At 69.4% G+C, this 18,188-nt stretch carries 17 protein-coding genes; 13 read left to right on the top strand and 4 right to left on the bottom strand.

Annotation, left to right across the window (positions count from 1 at the left end):
• The 4 genes from ACZ514_RS17940 to ACZ514_RS17925 form a co-directional block, all read left to right on the top strand.
• On the top strand, window positions 1-1,185 hold a 1,185-nt coding region (locus ACZ514_RS17940; RefSeq protein WP_469125115.1), incomplete at its 5' end, for a vitamin B12 dependent-methionine synthase activation domain-containing protein.
• Between the two features lie 111 nt (window positions 1,186-1,296).
• Window positions 1,297-1,998 (top strand): HAD family hydrolase, encoded by a 702-nt coding sequence (locus ACZ514_RS17935; RefSeq protein WP_468169402.1) that lies wholly within the window; start codon window positions 1,297-1,299, stop codon window positions 1,996-1,998.
• A gap of 481 nt (window positions 1,999-2,479) precedes the next feature.
• A complete protein-coding gene (locus ACZ514_RS17930) occupies window positions 2,480-4,084 on the top strand; it encodes an ABC transporter substrate-binding protein (protein ID WP_468169399.1) in 1,605 nt (534 codons plus the stop codon).
• Between the two features lie 70 nt (window positions 4,085-4,154).
• Window positions 4,155-5,738, top strand: a complete 1,584-nt coding sequence (locus ACZ514_RS17925; RefSeq protein ID WP_468169396.1) for an ABC transporter substrate-binding protein — start codon at window positions 4,155-4,157, stop codon at window positions 5,736-5,738.
• A gap of 99 nt (window positions 5,739-5,837) precedes the next feature.
• Here the strand turns inward: ACZ514_RS17925 and ACZ514_RS17920 are convergent, their stop codons facing one another.
• On the bottom strand, window positions 5,838-6,509 hold the full coding sequence (locus tag ACZ514_RS17920) for a response regulator (protein ID WP_468169394.1): 672 nt from the start codon (window positions 6,507-6,509) through the stop codon (window positions 5,838-5,840).
• Between the two features lie 60 nt (window positions 6,510-6,569).
• Window positions 6,570-7,454 (bottom strand): RecB family exonuclease, encoded by an 885-nt coding sequence (locus tag ACZ514_RS17915; protein WP_468169391.1) that lies wholly within the window; start codon window positions 7,452-7,454, stop codon window positions 6,570-6,572.
• A 156-nt stretch (window positions 7,455-7,610) separates the two neighbouring features.
• Here ACZ514_RS17915 and ACZ514_RS17910 point away from each other — a divergent pair, with 156 nt between their 5' ends.
• The 3 genes from ACZ514_RS17910 to ACZ514_RS17900 all read left to right on the top strand — a co-directional run bounded on the left by ACZ514_RS17910 (window position 7,611) and on the right by ACZ514_RS17900 (window position 10,534).
• Window positions 7,611-8,810: a site-2 protease family protein gene (locus ACZ514_RS17910; protein ID WP_469125114.1), complete on the top strand. Its 1,200-nt coding sequence runs from the start codon at window positions 7,611-7,613 to the stop codon at window positions 8,808-8,810.
• Window positions 8,811-8,828: 18 nt separating this feature from the next.
• Complete coding sequence (locus ACZ514_RS17905; protein ID WP_007263187.1) at window positions 8,829-9,725, top strand: tRNA (adenine-N1)-methyltransferase; 897 nt, start codon at window positions 8,829-8,831, stop codon at window positions 9,723-9,725.
• A gap of 233 nt (window positions 9,726-9,958) precedes the next feature.
• Window positions 9,959-10,534, top strand: coding sequence for a hypothetical protein (locus tag ACZ514_RS17900; RefSeq protein WP_468169388.1), 576 nt, complete (start codon window positions 9,959-9,961; stop codon window positions 10,532-10,534).
• 4 nt (window positions 10,535-10,538) lie between these two features.
• Here ACZ514_RS17900 and ACZ514_RS17895 read toward each other — a convergent pair whose 3' ends face one another.
• The gene (locus ACZ514_RS17895; protein WP_468169385.1) at window positions 10,539-10,859 is read right to left on the bottom strand and encodes a ferredoxin; all 321 of its coding nucleotides are present in this window, start codon (window positions 10,857-10,859) and stop codon (window positions 10,539-10,541) included.
• 264 nt (window positions 10,860-11,123) lie between these two features.
• On the opposite strand from ACZ514_RS17895, the gene arc reads away from it, so the two are divergent.
• From arc to prcA, 6 genes are all read left to right on the top strand, one after another.
• Entirely contained in the window at window positions 11,124-12,890 is a 1,767-nt protein-coding gene (gene arc, locus ACZ514_RS17890; RefSeq protein ID WP_468169381.1) for a proteasome ATPase, read from the top strand.
• A gap of 276 nt (window positions 12,891-13,166) precedes the next feature.
• A complete protein-coding gene (gene dop, locus ACZ514_RS17885) occupies window positions 13,167-14,678 on the top strand; it encodes a depupylase/deamidase Dop (RefSeq protein WP_388945246.1) in 1,512 nt (503 codons plus the stop codon).
• Window positions 14,679-14,852: 174 nt separating this feature from the next.
• Window positions 14,853-15,065 carry a ubiquitin-like protein Pup gene (locus ACZ514_RS17880; protein ID WP_030016348.1) on the top strand — a complete coding sequence of 71 codons (213 nt, stop codon included), beginning with the start codon at window positions 14,853-14,855 and terminating at the stop codon, window positions 15,063-15,065.
• Between the two features lie 29 nt (window positions 15,066-15,094).
• Entirely contained in the window at window positions 15,095-15,436 is a 342-nt protein-coding gene (locus tag ACZ514_RS17875; RefSeq protein ID WP_468169444.1) for an endonuclease domain-containing protein, read from the top strand.
• A complete protein-coding gene (prcB, locus tag ACZ514_RS17870; RefSeq protein WP_388945252.1) occupies window positions 15,388-16,227 on the top strand; it encodes a proteasome subunit beta in 840 nt (279 codons plus the stop codon). The genes ACZ514_RS17875 and prcB overlap by 49 nt, the downstream gene beginning before the upstream one ends.
• Window positions 16,228-16,270: 43 nt before the next feature.
• Complete coding sequence (gene prcA, locus ACZ514_RS17865; protein ID WP_468169378.1) at window positions 16,271-17,035, top strand: proteasome subunit alpha; 765 nt, start codon at window positions 16,271-16,273, stop codon at window positions 17,033-17,035.
• A 59-nt stretch (window positions 17,036-17,094) separates the two neighbouring features.
• Here the strand turns inward: prcA and ACZ514_RS17860 are convergent, their stop codons facing one another.
• The gene (locus ACZ514_RS17860; protein WP_469125113.1) at window positions 17,095-18,096 is read right to left on the bottom strand and encodes a LacI family DNA-binding transcriptional regulator; all 1,002 of its coding nucleotides are present in this window, start codon (window positions 18,094-18,096) and stop codon (window positions 17,095-17,097) included.
• Window positions 18,097-18,188 lie beyond the last annotated feature (92 nt).

Raw genomic sequence — 18,188 nt, 5'->3', positions numbered from 1 at the left:
ATCCTGGAGGCGGCGCAGGAGCACAAGGCCGACGTGATCGGCATGTCGGGGCTCCTGGTGAAGTCCACGGTGATCATGAAGGAGAACCTGGAGGAACTCAACCAGCGCAAGCTGGCGGCCGACTACCCCGTCATCCTCGGCGGCGCCGCCCTGACCCGCGCCTACGTCGAACAAGACCTCCACGAGATCTACGAGGGCGAGGTCCGCTACGCCCGCGACGCCTTCGAAGGCCTGCGCCTGATGGACGCCCTCATCGCCGTCAAGCGCGGCGTCCCCGGCGCGACGCTGCCCGAGCTCAAGCAGCGCCGCGTCGCCAAGCGGGACACCCCCGCCCTCCAGGTGGAGGAGCCGCAGGAGACCGGCGGCCGCTCCGACGTGGCCGTCGACAACCCCGTTCCCGCCCCGCCCTTCTGGGGGACCCGCGTCATCAAGGGCATCCCGCTCAAGGACTACGCCTCCTGGCTGGACGAGGGCGCCCTGTTCAAGGGCCAGTGGGGCCTCAAGCAGGCCCGCGCCGGCGGGGCCACCTACGAGGAACTGGTCGAGAGCGAGGGCCGCCCGCGCCTGCGCGGACTGCTGGAGAAGCTGCACACCGAGAACCTGCTCGAGGCGGCCGTGGTCTACGGCTACTTCCCCTGCGTCTCCAAGGGCGAGGACCTGATCATCCTCGACGAGCAGGGCAACGAGCGGACCCGCTTCACCTTCCCGCGCCAGCGCCGCGGCCGCCGCCTGTGCCTCGCCGACTTCTTCCGCCCCGAGGAGTCCGGCGAGACCGACGTCGTCGGCCTCCAGGTCGTCACCGTCGGCTCGCGGATCGGCGAGGCCACCGCCAGGCTCTTCGAGTCCGACTCCTACCGCGAGTACCTCGAGCTGCACGGCCTGTCCGTCCAGCTCGCCGAGGCCCTGGCCGAGTACTGGCACGCCCGCGTCCGCGCCGAGCTCGGCTTCGGCGGCGAGGACCCGGACAAGGTCGAGGACATGTTCGACCTCAAGTACCGGGGAGCCCGCTTCTCCCTCGGCTACGGCGCCTGCCCCGACCTGGAGGACCGCGCGAAGATCGCCGACCTCCTCCAGCCCGAGCGGATCGGCGTCCACCTGTCCGAGGAGTTCCAGCTGCACCCCGAGCAGTCCACCGACGCCATCGTCATTCACCACCCCGAAGCGAAGTATTTCAACGCACGCTGACACGGACCGGCGTACACTGGTCGGTCCCATACAGGCCGGTCACCTGTTCCCGAGGGAGACGCTCCCACGGGTCGAGGTGGCCGGCCTTGTCGTCCCCAGAGAGGCGTACGCATGACCAGCACGGTTCCCGCCCCCGTCACCCGCACGGCCGACGGGCACGCCCTGCAGGCGGTGCTGCTGGACATGGACGGCACCCTCGTCGACACCGAGGGCTTCTGGTGGGAGGTCGAGGAACAGATCTTCCACGAGCTGGGCCACCGCCTGGAGGCGTCCTGGCGGGACGTCGTCGTCGGCGGCCCCATGAGCCGCAGCGCCGCCTTCCTCATCGAGAGGACGGGAGCCGCCATCGGTCTCGCCGAGCTGAGCGTCCTGCTCAACGAGCGGTTCGAGGCCCGCATCGCCGACCGGGTCCCCCTGATGCCCGGCGCCGAACGCCTCCTGAGCGAGCTGGCCCGGCACAACGTCCCCACCGCCCTGGTCTCCGCCTCGCACCGCCGCGTCATCGACCAGGTCCTGCTCACCCTCGGCCGCGACCGCTTCACGCTGACGGTCGCCGGGGACGAGGTCCCCCGTACCAAGCCCCACCCGGACCCGTACCTGATCGCCGCCGGCAGCCTCGGCGCGCACCCCTCGCGCTGCGCCGTGATCGAGGACACCGCCACCGGGATCGCCGCGGCGGAGGCCGCCGGCTGCCGGGTGGTGGCCGTCCCGTCCGTCGGCGGCATCGAACCCGCCCCCGGCCGCACCATCGTGCGTTCGCTGGAGGACGTGGACCTGACGTTCCTGCGCTCGCTCATCACTCCGATGAACTGAGTACGCACGCTCCGTGCCGAACGGAACGAGGGTGACGCCCGGGTCCCACGGGAGGATCTTCCGCCCCTAACCCCGGAGGCCGAAATTCCACCCCCTTCGGTCAGAGAATGAGCGGGTGAGCTTGGTCACCCGGGAGGCCCCTGCCGAGCCCCGCCACCGGCTCCGGGGGCTTCCCTTGTGTCCGGATTGATCATCTCCTGACCGCATCTGCGAGGACTCCGGCATAAGCGGTAAGTCCGCACCCATCACAGTGCGATTACACCCCAACTCCTGCCAGTTCCAGCCATCCCGCCCCGGCCCACTAATGTCGACGCGGGCACTCCGCACGCACCCTTGCCGTACCGGACGCACACCCCTGCGCCGCTACCGCGTGGACCGATCGTCAAACACCGGCCCGATCGTTCCGCCCTGAACGGGCGACCGCCGCGAAGTGCCCTCGACGCCGCTTTGAACAAGTGCCGGGTGAGGGAGTACTTCCAGCATGAACCGCAAGACCATGGTGCTGACGGCCGCGATCGGCCTGCTCACCCCCGCGCTGTCCGCATGCGGCAGCGCGAGCGGCGGAGGAGCAGCGTCCGGAGCGATCGTCGTCGGCACCACCGACCGGTTCGAGGCAGCCGACTACGCCCCCGCCCCCGTCGACCCCGCCTACGCCTACGACGCCGGCGCCTGGAACATCCTGCGCCAGACCGTCCAGACGCTGGTGCGCACCCCCCGCGGCGGCGGCCAGCCCGTCCCCGAAGCCGCCTCCGACTGCCGCTTCACCGACACCGGCAACGAGAGCTACCGCTGCACCCTGCGGCCCGGCCTGAAGTTCGCCAGCGGCGACCCGCTCACCGCCAAGGACGTCAAGTTCTCCATCGACCGCGTCCTCGCGATCAAGGACGAGAACGGCCCCTCCTCCCTGCTCTCCACCCTGGACACCGTCGAGGCCAAGGGCACCGACACCGTCGTCTTCCACCTGAAGACCGCCGACGCGACCTTCCCGTACAAGCTCGCCACCCCCGCCGCCGGCATCATCAGCGAGAAGAACTACGAGGCCAGGAAGCTCCGCCCCGGCTTCGCCGTCGACGGCTCCGGCCCCTACACGATGAAGGCCGAGGTCAAGGACAACCGCCTCGTCCGCGCCGTCTTCACCAAGAACCCCCATTACAAGGGCGACATCAAGCTCCACAACGACAAGGTCGAACTGCGCACCTTCGCCGACTCCGCCACCATGGGCAAGGCACTCACCGACGGAAAGATCCACGTGGTCTCCCGCACCCTGTCGCCCGCCCAGATCACGGAGTTCGCCAAGACGCCCCCCAAGGGCGTCAAGCTCACTCCGATGCCCGGCCTCGAGATCCGCTACATCGGCTTCAACACCGACGCCCCGGCCGTCAACAACAAGGCCGTGCGCCAGGCCCTCGCCGCCGCCGTCGACCGCAACAACCTGATCTCCAAGGTCTACGGCAAGTCCGCACAGCCCCTCTACTCGCTCGTCCCCACCGCCGTGCCCGGCCACGTCAACTCGTTCTTCAACAAGTACGGCGAGGCCAACACCGCCAAGGCCGCCGAGCTCCTCAGGACCGCCGGGGTCAAGACCCCCGTCAAGCTGACCCTGAACTACACCACGGACCACTACGGCGACGGCACCGCCGCCGAGTTCGAGGCCCTCAAGGCCCAGCTGAACTCCACCCAGCTCTTCGACATCACCGTCCAGGGCAACGAATGGGGCACCTTCCGCCCCGCCCAGAAGAAGGGCGACTACGCCGCCTACGGGCTCGGCTGGTTCCCCGACTACCCGGACCCCGACAACTTCCTCGCCCCGTTCCTGGAGCAGGACAACTTCCTGGGCACGCCCTACGCCAACACCGCGGTGCGCACCAGGCTCATCCCCGAATCCCGCCGCGCGGCCGACCGCAACGTCGCCGTGCCCGCGATCACGGAGATGCAGGACATCGTCGCCGACGACGTACCCGTCCTGCCCCTGTGGCAGGGCAAGCAGTACGTCGCCGCACGCGACGGCATCACCGGAGTGGAGTGGTCGGTCAACGCCATCTCCGACCTCCAGCTGTGGGAACTCGGCCGGGGTGTCAGCGGCTGAGACCGGCACAACCGGCGGCGTACGTCGCAGGCCGGCGCAACGACCAGACAAGACTGTGAAGGACATTCGCGTGAAGACACGTAACCAGTGGTTGGCAGCCCCGCTCGGCGCGGCCACTGCCGCAGCGCTGCTCAGCGGTTGCGGTTCGCAGGACGGCTCCGCCGCCGGCAACGGCAAGGGCGTGGTCATGGGCATATCCGACAAGGTGAAGTCCACCGACCCCGCGTCGGGCTACGACCCGGGCTCCTGGCTGCTCTTCAACAACGTCTTCCAGTCCCTGCTGACGTTCCCCAAGGGCGGCACCACCCCCGAGCCCGACGCCGCCCAGGCCTGCACCTTCGAGGGCGGCGACAGCAGGGTGTACAAGTGCACCCTGCGCGGCGGCCTGAAGTTCAGCAACGGCAACAGCCTGACCTCCAAGGACGTCAAGTTCTCCTTCGAGCGCACGCTGAGGATCAACGACGCCAACGGCCCCGCCGTGATGCTGTCGTCGATCGCGAGCATCGACACCCCCGACGAGAAGACCGTGGTCTTCAAGCTGAAGTCGCCCGACGCGACCTTCCCCAGCAAGATCGCATCGGGCGCGGGCGCCATCGTCGACCACCGCGAATACCCGGCCGACAAGCTGCGCGGCGACAACAAGGCGATCGGCTCCGGCGTCTACAAGCTCGACGCCTTCAGCGACAAGAGCGCCAACTTCTCCGTCAACGACTCCTACAGCGGCAAGGCCAAGGCCAAGAACACCGGCGTCACCCTGAAGTTCTTCAACGGCGACCAGGCCGGCCTCAAGACCGTCCTCGACAGCGGCGACGTCGACTTCGCCTTCCGCGGCCTCGCCGCCAAGGACATCGCCGGCCTCGCCGCCACCAAGACCGGCGACAACAAGGTCGACGTCGTCCAGGGCACCGGCGCCGAAGTCCAGCACCTGGTCTTCAACGTCAACGACCCGGTCGTCGGCAAGCTCCCCGTCCGCAAGGCGATCGCCTACCTCGTCGACCGCGAAGCGCTCGTCAAGGACGTGTACGCGGGCACCGCCGCCCCGCTCTACTCGATCGTCCCGGCCGGCATCGCCGGACACACCACCCCCTTCTTCGACCGCTACGGCGGCACCCCCCAGGTGGAGAAGGCCAAGGCCGTCCTCAAGGCCGCCAACATCTCCGGCAAGATCAAGCTGACCCTGTGGTCCACCCCGGCCCGCTACGGCCCCTCCACCGACCACCAGTTCCAGGTCATCGCCAAGCAGCTCAACGAGAGCGGCCTCTTCGAGGCCGACGTCAAGTCCGTCGAGTTCGAGCAGTACGAGAAGGACATCCAGGCCGGCAAGTACGGCGTCTACGTCAAGGGCTGGGTCCCCGACTACCCCGACGCCGACAACTTCACCCAGCCGTTCTTCGGCCCGGACAACGTCCTGCACAACAACTACGACAACAAGGAGATCAGCGGGAACATCATCCCGGCGACCTCCACCAAGTCCGACCGGACCGCGGCCAACACCGACTACACCCGCCTCCAGGACATCGTCGCCGACGAACTCCCGGTCCTCCCGCTCTGGCAGGGCAAGCAGTACGCCGTTGCCCGCCAGAACGTCAACGGCCTCCAGTGGTCCCTGGACGCCTCCACCGTCTTCCGCTTCTGGGAGATCAGCAAGGGCTGACCCCCGGGACACCCCCGGACACACCCGGGACACCCCCCTGGACACACCTCCGCCCCGGCGCCCGAGAAGGGCACCGGGGCGGAGGCGCGTCCCGGCCGGCTACTGCGCGCCCGGACGGACCAGACCGCTCTCGTACGCGTACACCGCCGCCTGCACCCGGTCCCGCAGGCCCAGCTTCGTCAGCACATGCCCCACGTGCGTCTTCACCGTCGTCTCACTCACGAACAGGTCCGCCGCGATCTCCGCGTTCGACAGCCCCCGGGCCACCAGCCTCAGCACCTCCACCTCACGCTCGGTCAGCGTCCCCAGCATGTCCGGCAGGCTCTCCTCACCCGACGGCAGATGACCCGCGTACTTGTCCAGCAGCCGCCGCGTGATGCTCGGCGCGAGCATCGCCTCCCCGGCGGCCACCACCCGGATCGCCTGCACCAGCTCGACCGCCGGAGCATCCTTCAGCAGGAACCCGCTCGCCCCCGCCCGCAACGCCTCCACCACGTACTCGTCCAGATCGAACGTGGTCAGCACCAGCACCTTCGCCGGCCCGTTCCGCTCCGGACCCGTGATCTGCCGCGTCGCCTCCACCCCGTCCATCCGCGGCATCCGGATGTCCATCAGCACCACGTCCGGCTGCAGCGCCCGCACCTGCTCCAGCGCCTGCAGACCGTCCCCGGCCTCACCCACCACCACCAGATCCTGCTCCGCCTCCAGGATCATCCGGAAACCGGTGCGCAGCAGTGGCTGGTCATCGACCAGCAGGACGCGGATCGCCACGGGGTACCTCGAATTCGTCGGTCATCGGCGGACCCGGCCCATTCTGCCCTGACCGGCCGATCAGCCACCGGCCGGGAGATCCGCCCCACTCCTCGGAGAGACCACCAGCGGATACACCGGGGGAGTGCCCCCGAACTCCGGACACACCGCCCGGTGATCACACCACCCGCACAGCTTCGTCGGCCGCGGCCGCCACTCACCCGTCTCCGTCGCCTCCCGGATCGCCTCCCACAGCGCGTGCAGCTTCCGCTCCACCCGCTCCAGATCCGCCACCACCGGGTCGTACGTCAGCACGTCCCCACTGCCCAGGTACACCAGCTGCAACCGCCTCGGCACCACCTGCCGCAGCCGCCACACCACCAGCGCGTAGAACTTCATCTGGAACAACGCGCCCTCCGCGTACTCCGGCCGCGGCGCCTTGCCCGTCTTGTAGTCGACGATCCGCACCTCACCCGTCGCCGCCACGTCCACCCGGTCGATGATCCCGCGCAGCCGGAGCCCCGACTCGAGCTCCGTCTCCACGAAGAACTCCCGCTCCACCGGCTCCAGCCGCGTCGGGTCCTCCAGCGTGAACCAGCGCTCCACCAGCGCCTCCGCCTCCGACAGCCAGCGCGCCAGCCCCGCGCCCTCGTCCCCCGCGGGGAACAGCTCCGCCAGCTCCGGCTTCGCCTCCAGCAGCCGCTCCCACTGCCCCGGCACCAACGCCTTCGCCCTCGGCACCGTCCGCTCGTGCGCCGGATGATCGAAGAGCCGCTCCAGCACCGCGTGCACCAGCGTTCCGCGCGTCGCCGCCGCACTCGGCTTCTCCGGAAGCCGGTCGATCACCCGGAACCGGTACAGCAACGGACACTGCATGAAGTCACCGGCCCGCGAAGGGGACAGCGAGGTCGGCCGGGAAGCACCCGAAGAATCATCCGCGGAACCGGCACCGGGGGTCGTCGTCATGCGTAAAACCCTACGACCCGCGACGGGCGGCACGCGCATACCATCGACTACGGGCCCCTCGCCCTGCATGATCGGAGCATCACCCCGCGCAACAGCACACGCGCCACCGACGCGATACGGATCACACCGGAAGCACCGCACGAACGAAGGAAAACCGTGGCAGACACCGACGAAACCGGCGAGCGCAGGGCCAAGCGCTCCGACCCGGGCGGCGGCATCCTCATGGGCCGCCCCTTCGGCGTGCCCGTCTACGTCTCGCCCAGCTGGTTCCTCGTCGCCGCGCTCATCACCTGGGTCTTCGGGGACCAGCTCGACCGCGTCCTGCCCCACCTCGGCCCCACCCGCTACCTCGTCTCCCTCTTCTTCGCCGTCGCCTTCTACGCCTCCGTCCTCGTCCACGAACTGGCACACACCATCGCCGCACTCCGCTACAAGCTCCCCGTGCGCCGCATCCAGCTCCAGTTCTTCGGCGGGGTCTCCGAGATCGAAAAGGAATCCGAGACCCCCGGCCGCGAATTCGTCCTCGCCTTCGTCGGCCCCCTCCTCTCCCTCGCCCTCGCCGGAGCCTTCTACCTGGGCATGAAGGCCGTCCACCCCGCCACCGTCCCCGGCGTGCTCCTCGCCGGCCTCATGATCTCCAACCTCCTCGTCGCCGCCTTCAACCTCCTGCCCGGCCTCCCCCTCGACGGCGGCCGCATGCTCCGCGCCGTCATCTGGGGCATCACCGGCAAACCCATGACCGGCACCGTCGCCGCCGCCTGGGTCGGCCGCGCCCTCGCCGTCGCCGTCCTCATCGGACTGCCCCTCCTCACCCAGACCGGCACCCTCGGCAACCCCCACCGCGACATCGGCGGCATGGACACCGTCATGGACGCCCTCCTCGCCGCGATCCTCGCCGCCATCATCTGGACCGGCGCCGGAAACAGCCTGCGCATGGCCCGCCTGCGCGAACACCTCCCCGAACTCCGCGCCCGCGCCCTCACCCGCCGCGCCGTCCCCGTCCAGACCGCCACCCCCCTCTCCGAAGCCCTCCGCCGCGCCAACGAAGCCGGAGCCCGCGCCCTCGTCGTCGTCGACGGCCACGGCGACCCCACCGCCATCGTCCGCGAGAGCGCCATCGCCTCCGTCCCCGAACACCGCCGCCCCTGGGTCGCCGTCAGCACCCTCGCCCAGGACCTCACCGACGGCATGAAGGTTTCCGCCGAGCTCACCGGCGAAGCCCTCCTCGACCACCTCCGCGCCACCCCCGCCACCGAATACCTCGTCCTCGAACCCACCGGCGAGATCTACGGCGTCCTCTCCACCCTCGACGTCGAAAAGGCCTTCGTGAAGGCCATGGCGCGGCCCCAGTCCTGAAGCCAATACACTGGTCACATGTCCGAACCGACCGGTGCCGCCCGCCGACGCGGGCCCTTCGAGGTCGGGGACCAGGTTCAGCTCACCGACCCCAAGGGCCGCCACTACACGTTCACGCTCGAAGCCGGGAAGAATTTCCACACCCACAAGGGTTCCTTCCCCCACGACGAGCTGATCGGTGCTCCCGAGGGCAGTGTTGTCCGTACCACGGGGAACGTCGCGTACCTCGCGCTGCGCCCCCTGCTCCCCGACTATGTCCTGTCCATGCCCCGCGGTGCCGCCGTGGTCTACCCCAAGGACGCGGGCCAGATCCTGGCCTTCGCCGACATCTTCCCCGGCGCCCGCGTCGTGGAAGCGGGAGTCGGCTCCGGCTCCCTCAGCAGCTTCCTGCTGCGCGCCATCGGCGACCAGGGCATGCTCCACAGTTACGAGCGCCGCGCGGACTTCGCCGAGATCGCCACGGCCAACGTCGAGCGCTACTTCGGCGGCCCCCACCCCGCGTGGCAGCTCACCGTCGGAGACCTCCAGGACAACCTGTCCGACACCGACGTCGACCGCGTCATCCTCGACATGCTCGCCCCCTGGGAATGCCTCGAGGCCGTCTCCAAGGCCCTCGTACCCGGCGGCATCCTCTGCTGCTACGTGGCCACCACCACCCAGCTCTCGCGCACCGTCGAATCCATCCGCGAGTTCGGCTGCTACGCCGAACCGCAGCCCTGGGAATCGATGATCCGCAACTGGCACGTCGAAGGCCTCGCCGTCCGGCCCGACCACCGGATGATCGGCCACACCGGCTTCCTCGTCACCGCCCGCCGCCTCGCCGACGGCGTCGAGCCCCCGATGCGCCGCCGCCGCCCCTCCAAGGGCGCGTACGGCGAGGACTACGAAGGCCCCGGCAGCGACCGCTCCGCATAGCCCGCCCCGGCCATCGACCCACCAACACGAAAGCGCTGTGGCGCAGTTCCCCGCACCGGCCGGGAACTGCGCCACAGCGCTTCTCCGTTGCACGCACCCCCGCGACACCACACCCCGCCCGCCGGCGGGCGGCCGCGCCGCCGCGAACCGGCGCGGACCCGGCCGTTCCACCCCGGTGTGAGGTATGGCACGATGCTGGCTCCCCGTCACCCCTCGCACAGGAGACACCCGGCGTGCTGCACAGCCCCACCGACCTGGCGCACCGTCGCACCAGGCCCGCCCACTGGCTCGCCACGGCCACCGCCCTCGCCGCCGTCATAGCCGGCGCCGGCCTCCTCCAGCCCGGCCGCGCCACCGGAGCCACCCCCGCCGGCCGCCCCGGGGACGATCCCCGGGCCACCGCCCCCGACGCGCACGCGGCCACGTACCCCCTGGACTGCAAGGGCGCCCCGCACACGGTCACCGAAACCGCCCAGGGCGACCTCGACGGCGACGGCCGGCCCGAGACCGTGGCGGCCGTCCGCTGCGACGCCGGCTCCGGCACCCCGCCCCACGCGATCTACGTACTCGCCCAGGACCCGGGGAAGGGCTCCGCCCCCCGCGTCGTCGCCACCCTCCTCGACGCCGGACGCCGCCGCACCGCCACCGGCCTCACCGTCCGCGACGGCTCGATCACGGCACGGCTCCTCGGGTACTCGTCACCCTCCGTACCCCGCTACAGCCCCGACCTCGACCAGCTCACCAAGTGGCGCTGGACCGGCGGGAAATTCCGCCAGGAGCTGACGGATCCGGCCGCGGAACGCGTTTGAACCGTCACTCGGCGTCCGGGCCGTACACCTCCACACCATCGGAAACGCGCCGCACATGGATGCAGTCGCCCGGACACTCCTTCGCCGAATCGACCACGTCCCGCAGCAGCACCAAAGGAACCGGAGTGCTCGCCCCCGCCTCCTGGAGCAGCTCGTCATCGGCGCTCTTCACGTACGCCAGACCATCGATGTCCAGCTCGAACACCTCCGGCGCGTACTGCACGCAGATGCCGTCCCCGGTGCACAGGTCCTGGTCGATCCAGACCTCCAGCGGCTCCCCGGCCCCCTCGGAACCACCCGTCGGGGCCTCCTGCTGCACGGTCATATCTCCTGCCGTTTCCTGCTCTGAGTGATCCGCCCCGGCCAGAACTCGCGGCAAGTCGCACGACCCCTGACGGGTGTTGAACGCTTCGACCTTACAACCGGCTGCTTTCCGATGTTGAAGGGTGGGTATTTCCTTGGCGTGAGGGAGTACGCAAGGGTGAAGATCGGACACACCTCTACCGTCTTTGTGATCTAGGGGTTTCAATCACCACCAGCCCAGGTAGGGTCAGGAAGCGTCCAGCTCCCCTTGGAGGAGGTGAGGACCGTGGCAGCCCACGACGACGACATCAACCGCGGCATCCGGCCCGGGCGAGGGTCTGAGGACCCCGCTGGCCAGGTTGCCTATCTCGAGCAGGAAATCGCCGTCCTGCGACGCAAGCTCGCCGACTCTCCGCGGCACACGAGGATTCTCGAAGAGCGGATCGTCGAGCTCCAGACCAATCTGGCAGGCGTCTCCGCGCAGAACGAACGACTGGCCAATACGCTCCGTGAGGCCCGCGACCAGATCGTGGCCCTCAAGGAGGAAGTCGACCGGCTCGCCCAGCCGCCGGCCGGCTTCGGTGTCTTCCTCCAGGCGAACGAGGACGGCACCGTCGACATCTTCACCGGCGGGCGCAAGCTCCGCGTGAACGTGAGCCCCAGCGTCGACCCGGAAGAGCTCCGGCGCGGCCAGGAGGTCATGCTCAACGAAGCGCTCAACGTGGTCGAGGCCATGGAATTCGAGCGCGCCGGGGACATCGTCACCCTCAAGGAGATCCTCGAGGACGGCGAGCGCGCCCTGGTGGTCGGGCACACCGACGAGGAAAGGGTGGTGAGGCTCGCCGAGCCGCTCCTGGACATCACCATCCGCCCCGGCGACGCCCTCCTGCTCGAGCCCCGCTCCGGCTACGTCTACGAGGTCGTCCCCAAGAGCGAGGTCGAGGACCTGGTCCTCGAAGAGGTCCCGGACATCGACTACGAGAAGATCGGCGGCCTGGGCGACCAGATCGAGCTGATCCGCGACGCCGTCGAGCTCCCCTACCTCTACCCCGACCTGTTCAAGGAACACGAACTGCGGCCGCCCAAGGGCATCCTGCTCTACGGCCCGCCCGGCTGCGGCAAGACGCTCATCGCCAAGGCCGTCGCCAACTCCCTTGCCAAGAAGGTCGCCGAAGTGACCGGACAGGCAGCCGGCAAATCGTACTTCCTGAACATCAAGGGCCCCGAGCTCCTCAACAAGTACGTCGGCGAGACCGAACGGCACATCCGCCTCGTCTTCCAGCGCGCCCGGGAGAAGGCCAGCGAGGGCACCCCCGTCATCGTCTTCTTCGACGAGATGGAATCCCTCTTCCGCACCCGCGGCTCCGGGGTCAGCTCGGACGTGGAGAACACCATCGTCCCCCAGCTGCTCGCCGAGATCGACGGCGTGGAAGGCCTGGAGAACGTCATCGTCATCGGTGCCTCCAACCGCGAGGACATGATCGACCCGGCCATCCTGCGGCCCGGACGACTCGACGTGAAGATCAAGATCGAGCGCCCGGACGCCGAGGCGGCGAAGGACATCTTCGCCAAGTACCTCAAGGCCTCCCTCCCGCTCCACACGGACGACCTCGGCGAACACGCGGGCTCGCCCGAAGCGGCCGTCCACAGCATGATCCAGACCGTCGTCGAGCAGATGTACGCCGAAACCGAGGAGAACCGCTTCCTCGAGGTCACGTACGCCAACGGCGACAAGGAAGTCCTCTACTTCAAGGACTTCAACTCCGGCGCCATGATCCAGAACATCGTGGACCGGGCCAAGAAGATGGCCATCAAGGCCTTCCTCGAGCACAACCAGAAGGGCCTCCGCGTCTCCCACCTCCTCCAGGCCTGCGTGGACGAGTTCAAGGAGAACGAGGACCTGCCCAACACCACCAACCCGGACGACTGGGCCCGCATTTCCGGAAAGAAGGGCGAACGGATCGTGTTCATCCGCACGCTCGTCACCGGAAAGCAGGGTGCCGACACCGGACGCTCCATCGACACGGTGGCGAACACGGGTCAGTACCTCTGACGAAGCGAGGCGGCCGCGGGAGCCTCACCGGCACCCGCGGCCGACTGCTTTACACCCCGCGATCACTACCGCAAGCCTTACCGCCGCCCCTTTCCAGCCGGTGACAAGGCGAAGTCAATGACCGAAATGATCTCCCCAGCAGCGCGGAGTGGTTCTAGGCTCTTCCGTACCGCCGGCCGCGCAGTGCGGGGACGGGCACCGCACACGACGCACCGGAGCACCAGCGGTACTTGAGCGCCGCCCCGAACGGGAGCGCCGCCGGGCAAGGAGGGCCGCATGACCGTACGGCGAGTAATGGGGATCGAAACGGAGTACGGGATCTCCGTTCCGGGCCACCCGAACGCCAATGCCATGCTCACCTCGTCCCAGATCGTCAACGCCTACGCGGCGGCGATGCACCGGGCGCGACGCGCCCGCTGGGACTTCGAGGAGGAGAATCCGCTGCGGGACGCCCGCGGCTTCGACCTCGCCCGCGAGGCCGCCGACAGCAGCCAGCTCACCGACGAGGACATCGGCCTCGCCAACGTCATCCTCACCAACGGCGCGCGCCTCTACGTCGACCACGCCCACCCCGAATACAGCTCCCCCGAGGTCACCAACCCCCTCGACGCCGTGCTCTGGGACAAGGCCGGCGAGCGGATCATGGCCGAAGCCGCCGAGCGCGCCGCCCAGCTGCCCGGCGCCCAGCCCATCCACCTCTACAAGAACAACACCGACAACAAGGGCGCCTCCTACGGCACGCACGAGAACTACCTGATGAAGCGGGAGACCCCCTTCTCGGACATCGTGCGCCACCTCACCCCCTTCTTCGTCTCCCGCCAGGTCGTCACCGGCGCCGGCCGCGTCGGCATCGGCCAGGACGGCCGCGAGCACGGATTCCAGATCAGCCAGCGCGCGGACTACTTCGAAGTCGAAGTCGGACTCGAGACCACCCTCAAGCGCCCCATCATCAACACCCGCGACGAACCCCACTCCGACGCCGAGAAGTACCGCCGCCTCCACGTGATCATCGGCGACGCCAACCTCTCGGAGATCTCCACCTACCTCAAGCTCGGTACGACCTCCCTGGTCCTGTCCATGATCGAGGACGGCTTCATCAACGTCGACCTCGCCGTGGACCAGCCCGTGCGCACCCTCCACCAGGTCTCCCACGACCCGGACCTCCAGCACCTCATCACGCTGCGCAGCGGGCGCACCCTGACCGCCGTACAGCTCCAGATGGAGTACTTCGAGCTGGCCAGGAAGTACGTGGACGAGCGGTTCGGGACGGACGCCGACGAGCAGACCAAGGACGTCCTGGGCCGCTGGGAGGACGTGCTGGGCCGGCTGGAGACCGATCCGATGAGCCTGGCGGGGGAGCTGGACTGGGTCGCCAAGCGGGAGATCCTGGAGGGCTACCGCAGGCGCGACGGACTCGGCTGGGACGCGGCGCGGCTGCACCTGGTGGACCTCCAGTACGCGGACGTACGGCCCGAGAAGGGCCTGTACAACCGGCTGGCGGCCCGCGGCAAGATGAAGCGGCTGCTGGAGGAGCCGGCCGTCGAGCGCGCCGAGAGCAAGCCCCCGGAGGACACCCGGGCCTACTTCCGGGGACGGTGCCTGGAGCAGTACGCGGACGACGTCGCGGCGGCCTCCTGGGACTCGGTGATCTTCGACCTCCCGGGCCGGGACTCCCTCCAGCGGGTCCCGACCCTGGAACCCCTGCGGGGGACCCGGAACCACGTCAAGGAACTCCTGGACCGCTGCCGCACGGCGGAGGACCTGGTCCGGGTGCTTTCGGGGCAGTGAAGGGGGCTGAAAGGCCTCCGCCGAGGGAATCATGAAGGCACCCGGACGTTGTGAAAGTACGGGGACGAATGCCGGGCCCTCCTTGTAGGGTCCGACGTAGGGTCTGATCTTGAGAGGTCCCGAATCCCGGGGTCTCTCCGTGTGAGCGTGCGAACCGAGCGGGGTGAGGTAGACATGGCGACCAAGGACACCGGCGGCGGACAGCAGAAGGCGACGCGCTCGACCGAGGAGGTCGAGGAGGCGGCGGTCGAGGAATCGACCGACCTCAAGGAGCGGCAGGAGAAGCTCTCCGACGACGTCGACTCGGTACTTGACGAGATTGACGATGTGCTCGAGGAGAACGCCGAGGACTTCGTGCGCTCCTTCGTGCAAAAGGGTGGCCAGTAAGGCTTTTGACCTTCGAATTGAAGGTCGGGGTGGGGTGTCGACACGGCACGGCAGAGCAGGGGCCGGACGGCGCGGTGAAGGTGGCGTGCCGTCCGGCCGTGAGCGGCGTGCGCGGTGCGAAGGGACCGGGCCGCCCCCTGAACGGGAGCCGGCGGGCTGCCGCCCCCATCCGCTCGAAGGCCCCGGCCGTACATGTGGATCATTGCCGCACGGCGGGTAGGGTCCGTGGCATACCTTGCTTGAACTGCAACACGGCCATCGGCAAGTCGGGAGATGATCCCGACGCCGCTCGTCGGGTCGTTTCATACCTGGAGGGACACGCGTGGAAGCCAACAATCGCGGCACAGGGCGTCTACCGGCAGCCTTCCTGACGCCGGGGTCGTCGTCCTTCATGGACTTCCTGGGCGCGCACGCGCCCGAGATGCTGCCGGGGAACCGGAAGCTCCCCGAGGGCATCGTGGAGGCGCCGCACGGGACGACCATCGTCGCCGCGACCTTCCCCGGCGGGGTCGTGCTCGCCGGTGACCGGCGGGCGACCATGGGGAACATGATCGCGCAGCGGGACATCGAGAAGGTGTTCCCGGCCGACGAGTACTCCGCGGTCGGTATCGCCGGTACGGCCGGCCTGGCCGTGGAGATGGTCAAGCTGTTCCAGCTGGAGCTGGAGCACTTCGAGAAGGTGGAGGGGGCGACCCTCTCCCTGGAGGGCAAGGCGAACCGGCTCTCGACCATGATCCGGAGCAATCTGGGGATGGCCATGCAGGGCCTGGCCGTGGTTCCGCTCTTCGCGGGGTACGACGAGGCCAAGGAGAAGGGCCGGATCTTCTCGTACGACGTGACCGGTGGCCGCTCCGAGGAGCACGGGTACGCCGCCACGGGTTCGGGTTCGATCTTCGCCCGGGGTTCGATGAAGAAGCTGTACCGCCCCGACCTGACGGAGGAGCAGGCGACCACGCTGGTCGTGCAGGCGCTGTACGACGCCGCCGACGACGACTCGGCGACCGGCGGGCCGGACCTGTACCGCCACATCTACCCCATCGTCACCGTCATCACCGACGAGGGCTTCCGCAGGCTGGACGACGACGAGTCGCAGGAGCTCGCCCGCAAGGTGACGGACCGTCGGCTCCAGGAGCCCGACGGGCCGCGCGCCGCCCTGCTCTGACCAGTCCTCGTCTCGTCGCCCAGAAGAAAGGGACGGATAACCGGTGTCGACTCCGTTCTATGTGTCACCCCAGCAGGCCATGGCCGACCGGGCGGAATACGCCCGGAAGGGCATCGCCCGCGGCCGCAGCCTCGTCGTGTTGCAGTACGCCGACGGCATCGTGTTCGTCGGTGAGAACCCGTCCCGCGCGCTGCACAAGTTCAGTGAGATCTACGACCGGATCGGCTTCGCGGCCGCCGGTAAGTACAACGAGTACGAGAACCTGCGGATCGGTGGTGTGCGCTACGCGGATCTGCGCGGGTACACCTATGACCGTGACGACGTGACGGCGCGCGGGCTGGCGAACGTGTACGCGCAGACGCTCGGCACCATTTTCTCCTCGGCCGGTGAGAAGCCGTACGAGGTGGAGCTGGTCGTGGCCGAGGTGGGTGCGACGGCGGCGGGGGACCAGATCTACCGGCTGCCGCACGACGGGTCCATCGTGGACGAGCACGGTTCGGTCGCGGTCGGAGGGAACGCCGAGCAGATCAGTACGTACCTCGATCAGCGGCATCGGGACGGGATGACCCTGCCCGACGCGTTGAAGCTGGCGGTGCAGGCGTTGTCGAGTCAGGCGAACGGCGCGGACAAGACGATTCCGGCCGAGCGGCTGGAGGTGGCGGTGCTGGACCGGACGCGGGCGCAGCAGCGCAAGTTCAAGCGGATCCGGGGCCGGCAGCTGGCGCGGCTGCTGGAGGCGGATGTTCCGGCGGCGGCTCAGGCGGACGCCGTGTCGAACGACGAGGTGTCGGAGGACGACGCGGAGTAGGGCGTGGTGTGCGGGCCCCGGTCCGTCCCTGTGGGGGCGGGCCGGGGCCTTCGTGTGTGTCAGGGGGTGGGGGCGGGGCCGGTGGAGTCGCGGACGGTGAGTTCGACGGGGATTTCGGGGGCGGTCCAGGGGGTGCCGTCGAGGACGGCGAGGAGGGCGGTCATGCCTTGTTCGCCGACGCGTTCGGCGGGGAGGCGGACGGTGGTGAGTTCGGGTTCGACGGCGGTCGCGAGGGCGAGGTCGTCGAAGCCGGTGACGGAGAGGTCCTCGGGGACGCGCAGGCCGAGGCGGCGGGCGGCCTTGCAGACGCCGGCGGCGAGGATGTCGTCGTCGCAGACGACGGCGGTGGGCCGGTGGCGGGGGTCGGCGAGGGCGGTTTCGGCGGCGGCGCGGGCGGCGGCGACGGTGAGGGGGGCCCGTGCGATGCGGAGCTGGTGGTGGGGGGCCGGGAGGAGGGCGGCGAGGGTCCGGGCGCGGATGTGGAAGGTCCAGGAGTCGACGTCGGCGGCGAAGTGGAGGAAGCGGCGGTGGCCGAGGTCGAGGAGGTGCTGGGCGGCCTGACGGATGCCGTCGGTGATGGCGAGGTTGACGTGGGCGGCGGCATGGCCGGAGGTGGGATCGCTGTCGAGCATGACGAGGGGGAGGCCGTTGCCTCCGAGGGCGTCGAGGGCGTCGGTGGCCATGGAGGAGGCGATGATGCCGTCGAGGGCGGCGCGGGCGGAGGCGAAGGGGTCGCGGGCGGGGCCGGTGCCTTCGGGGGAGGGGTAGAGGACGACGCCGAAGCCGTGTGCGGCGGCTACGCGGGCGGCGCCGGTGTAGACGCGGGCGAAGAATTCGTTGGTGAGGGCGGGGACGACGAGGAGGGCGGTGCGGGTGGTGCCGAGGCGGAGGTTGCGGGCGGCGAGGTTGGGGCGGTAGCCGAGGGTGGTGGCGGTTTCGCGGACGAGGGTGGCGGTGCGCTCGGAGACGCGGCCGCGCCATTTGTCGCCGAGGACGAGGGAGACGGTGGCCTGGGAGACTCCGGCGGCGGTGGCGACGTCGCGGCTGGTGGGTCTCGTCACAGGTTGCTCCTGAAGTGCGAGGTGGGGCGGGGTGCGGATGGTGTGGGGAGTGGACCGGGGGTCTGTTGCCATGGTACGTATGACGTGTCTCG

Source organism: Streptomyces sp. NPDC034086 (assembly GCF_055575515.1).
This window is presented reverse-complemented; position numbering and strand designations above follow the sequence as displayed.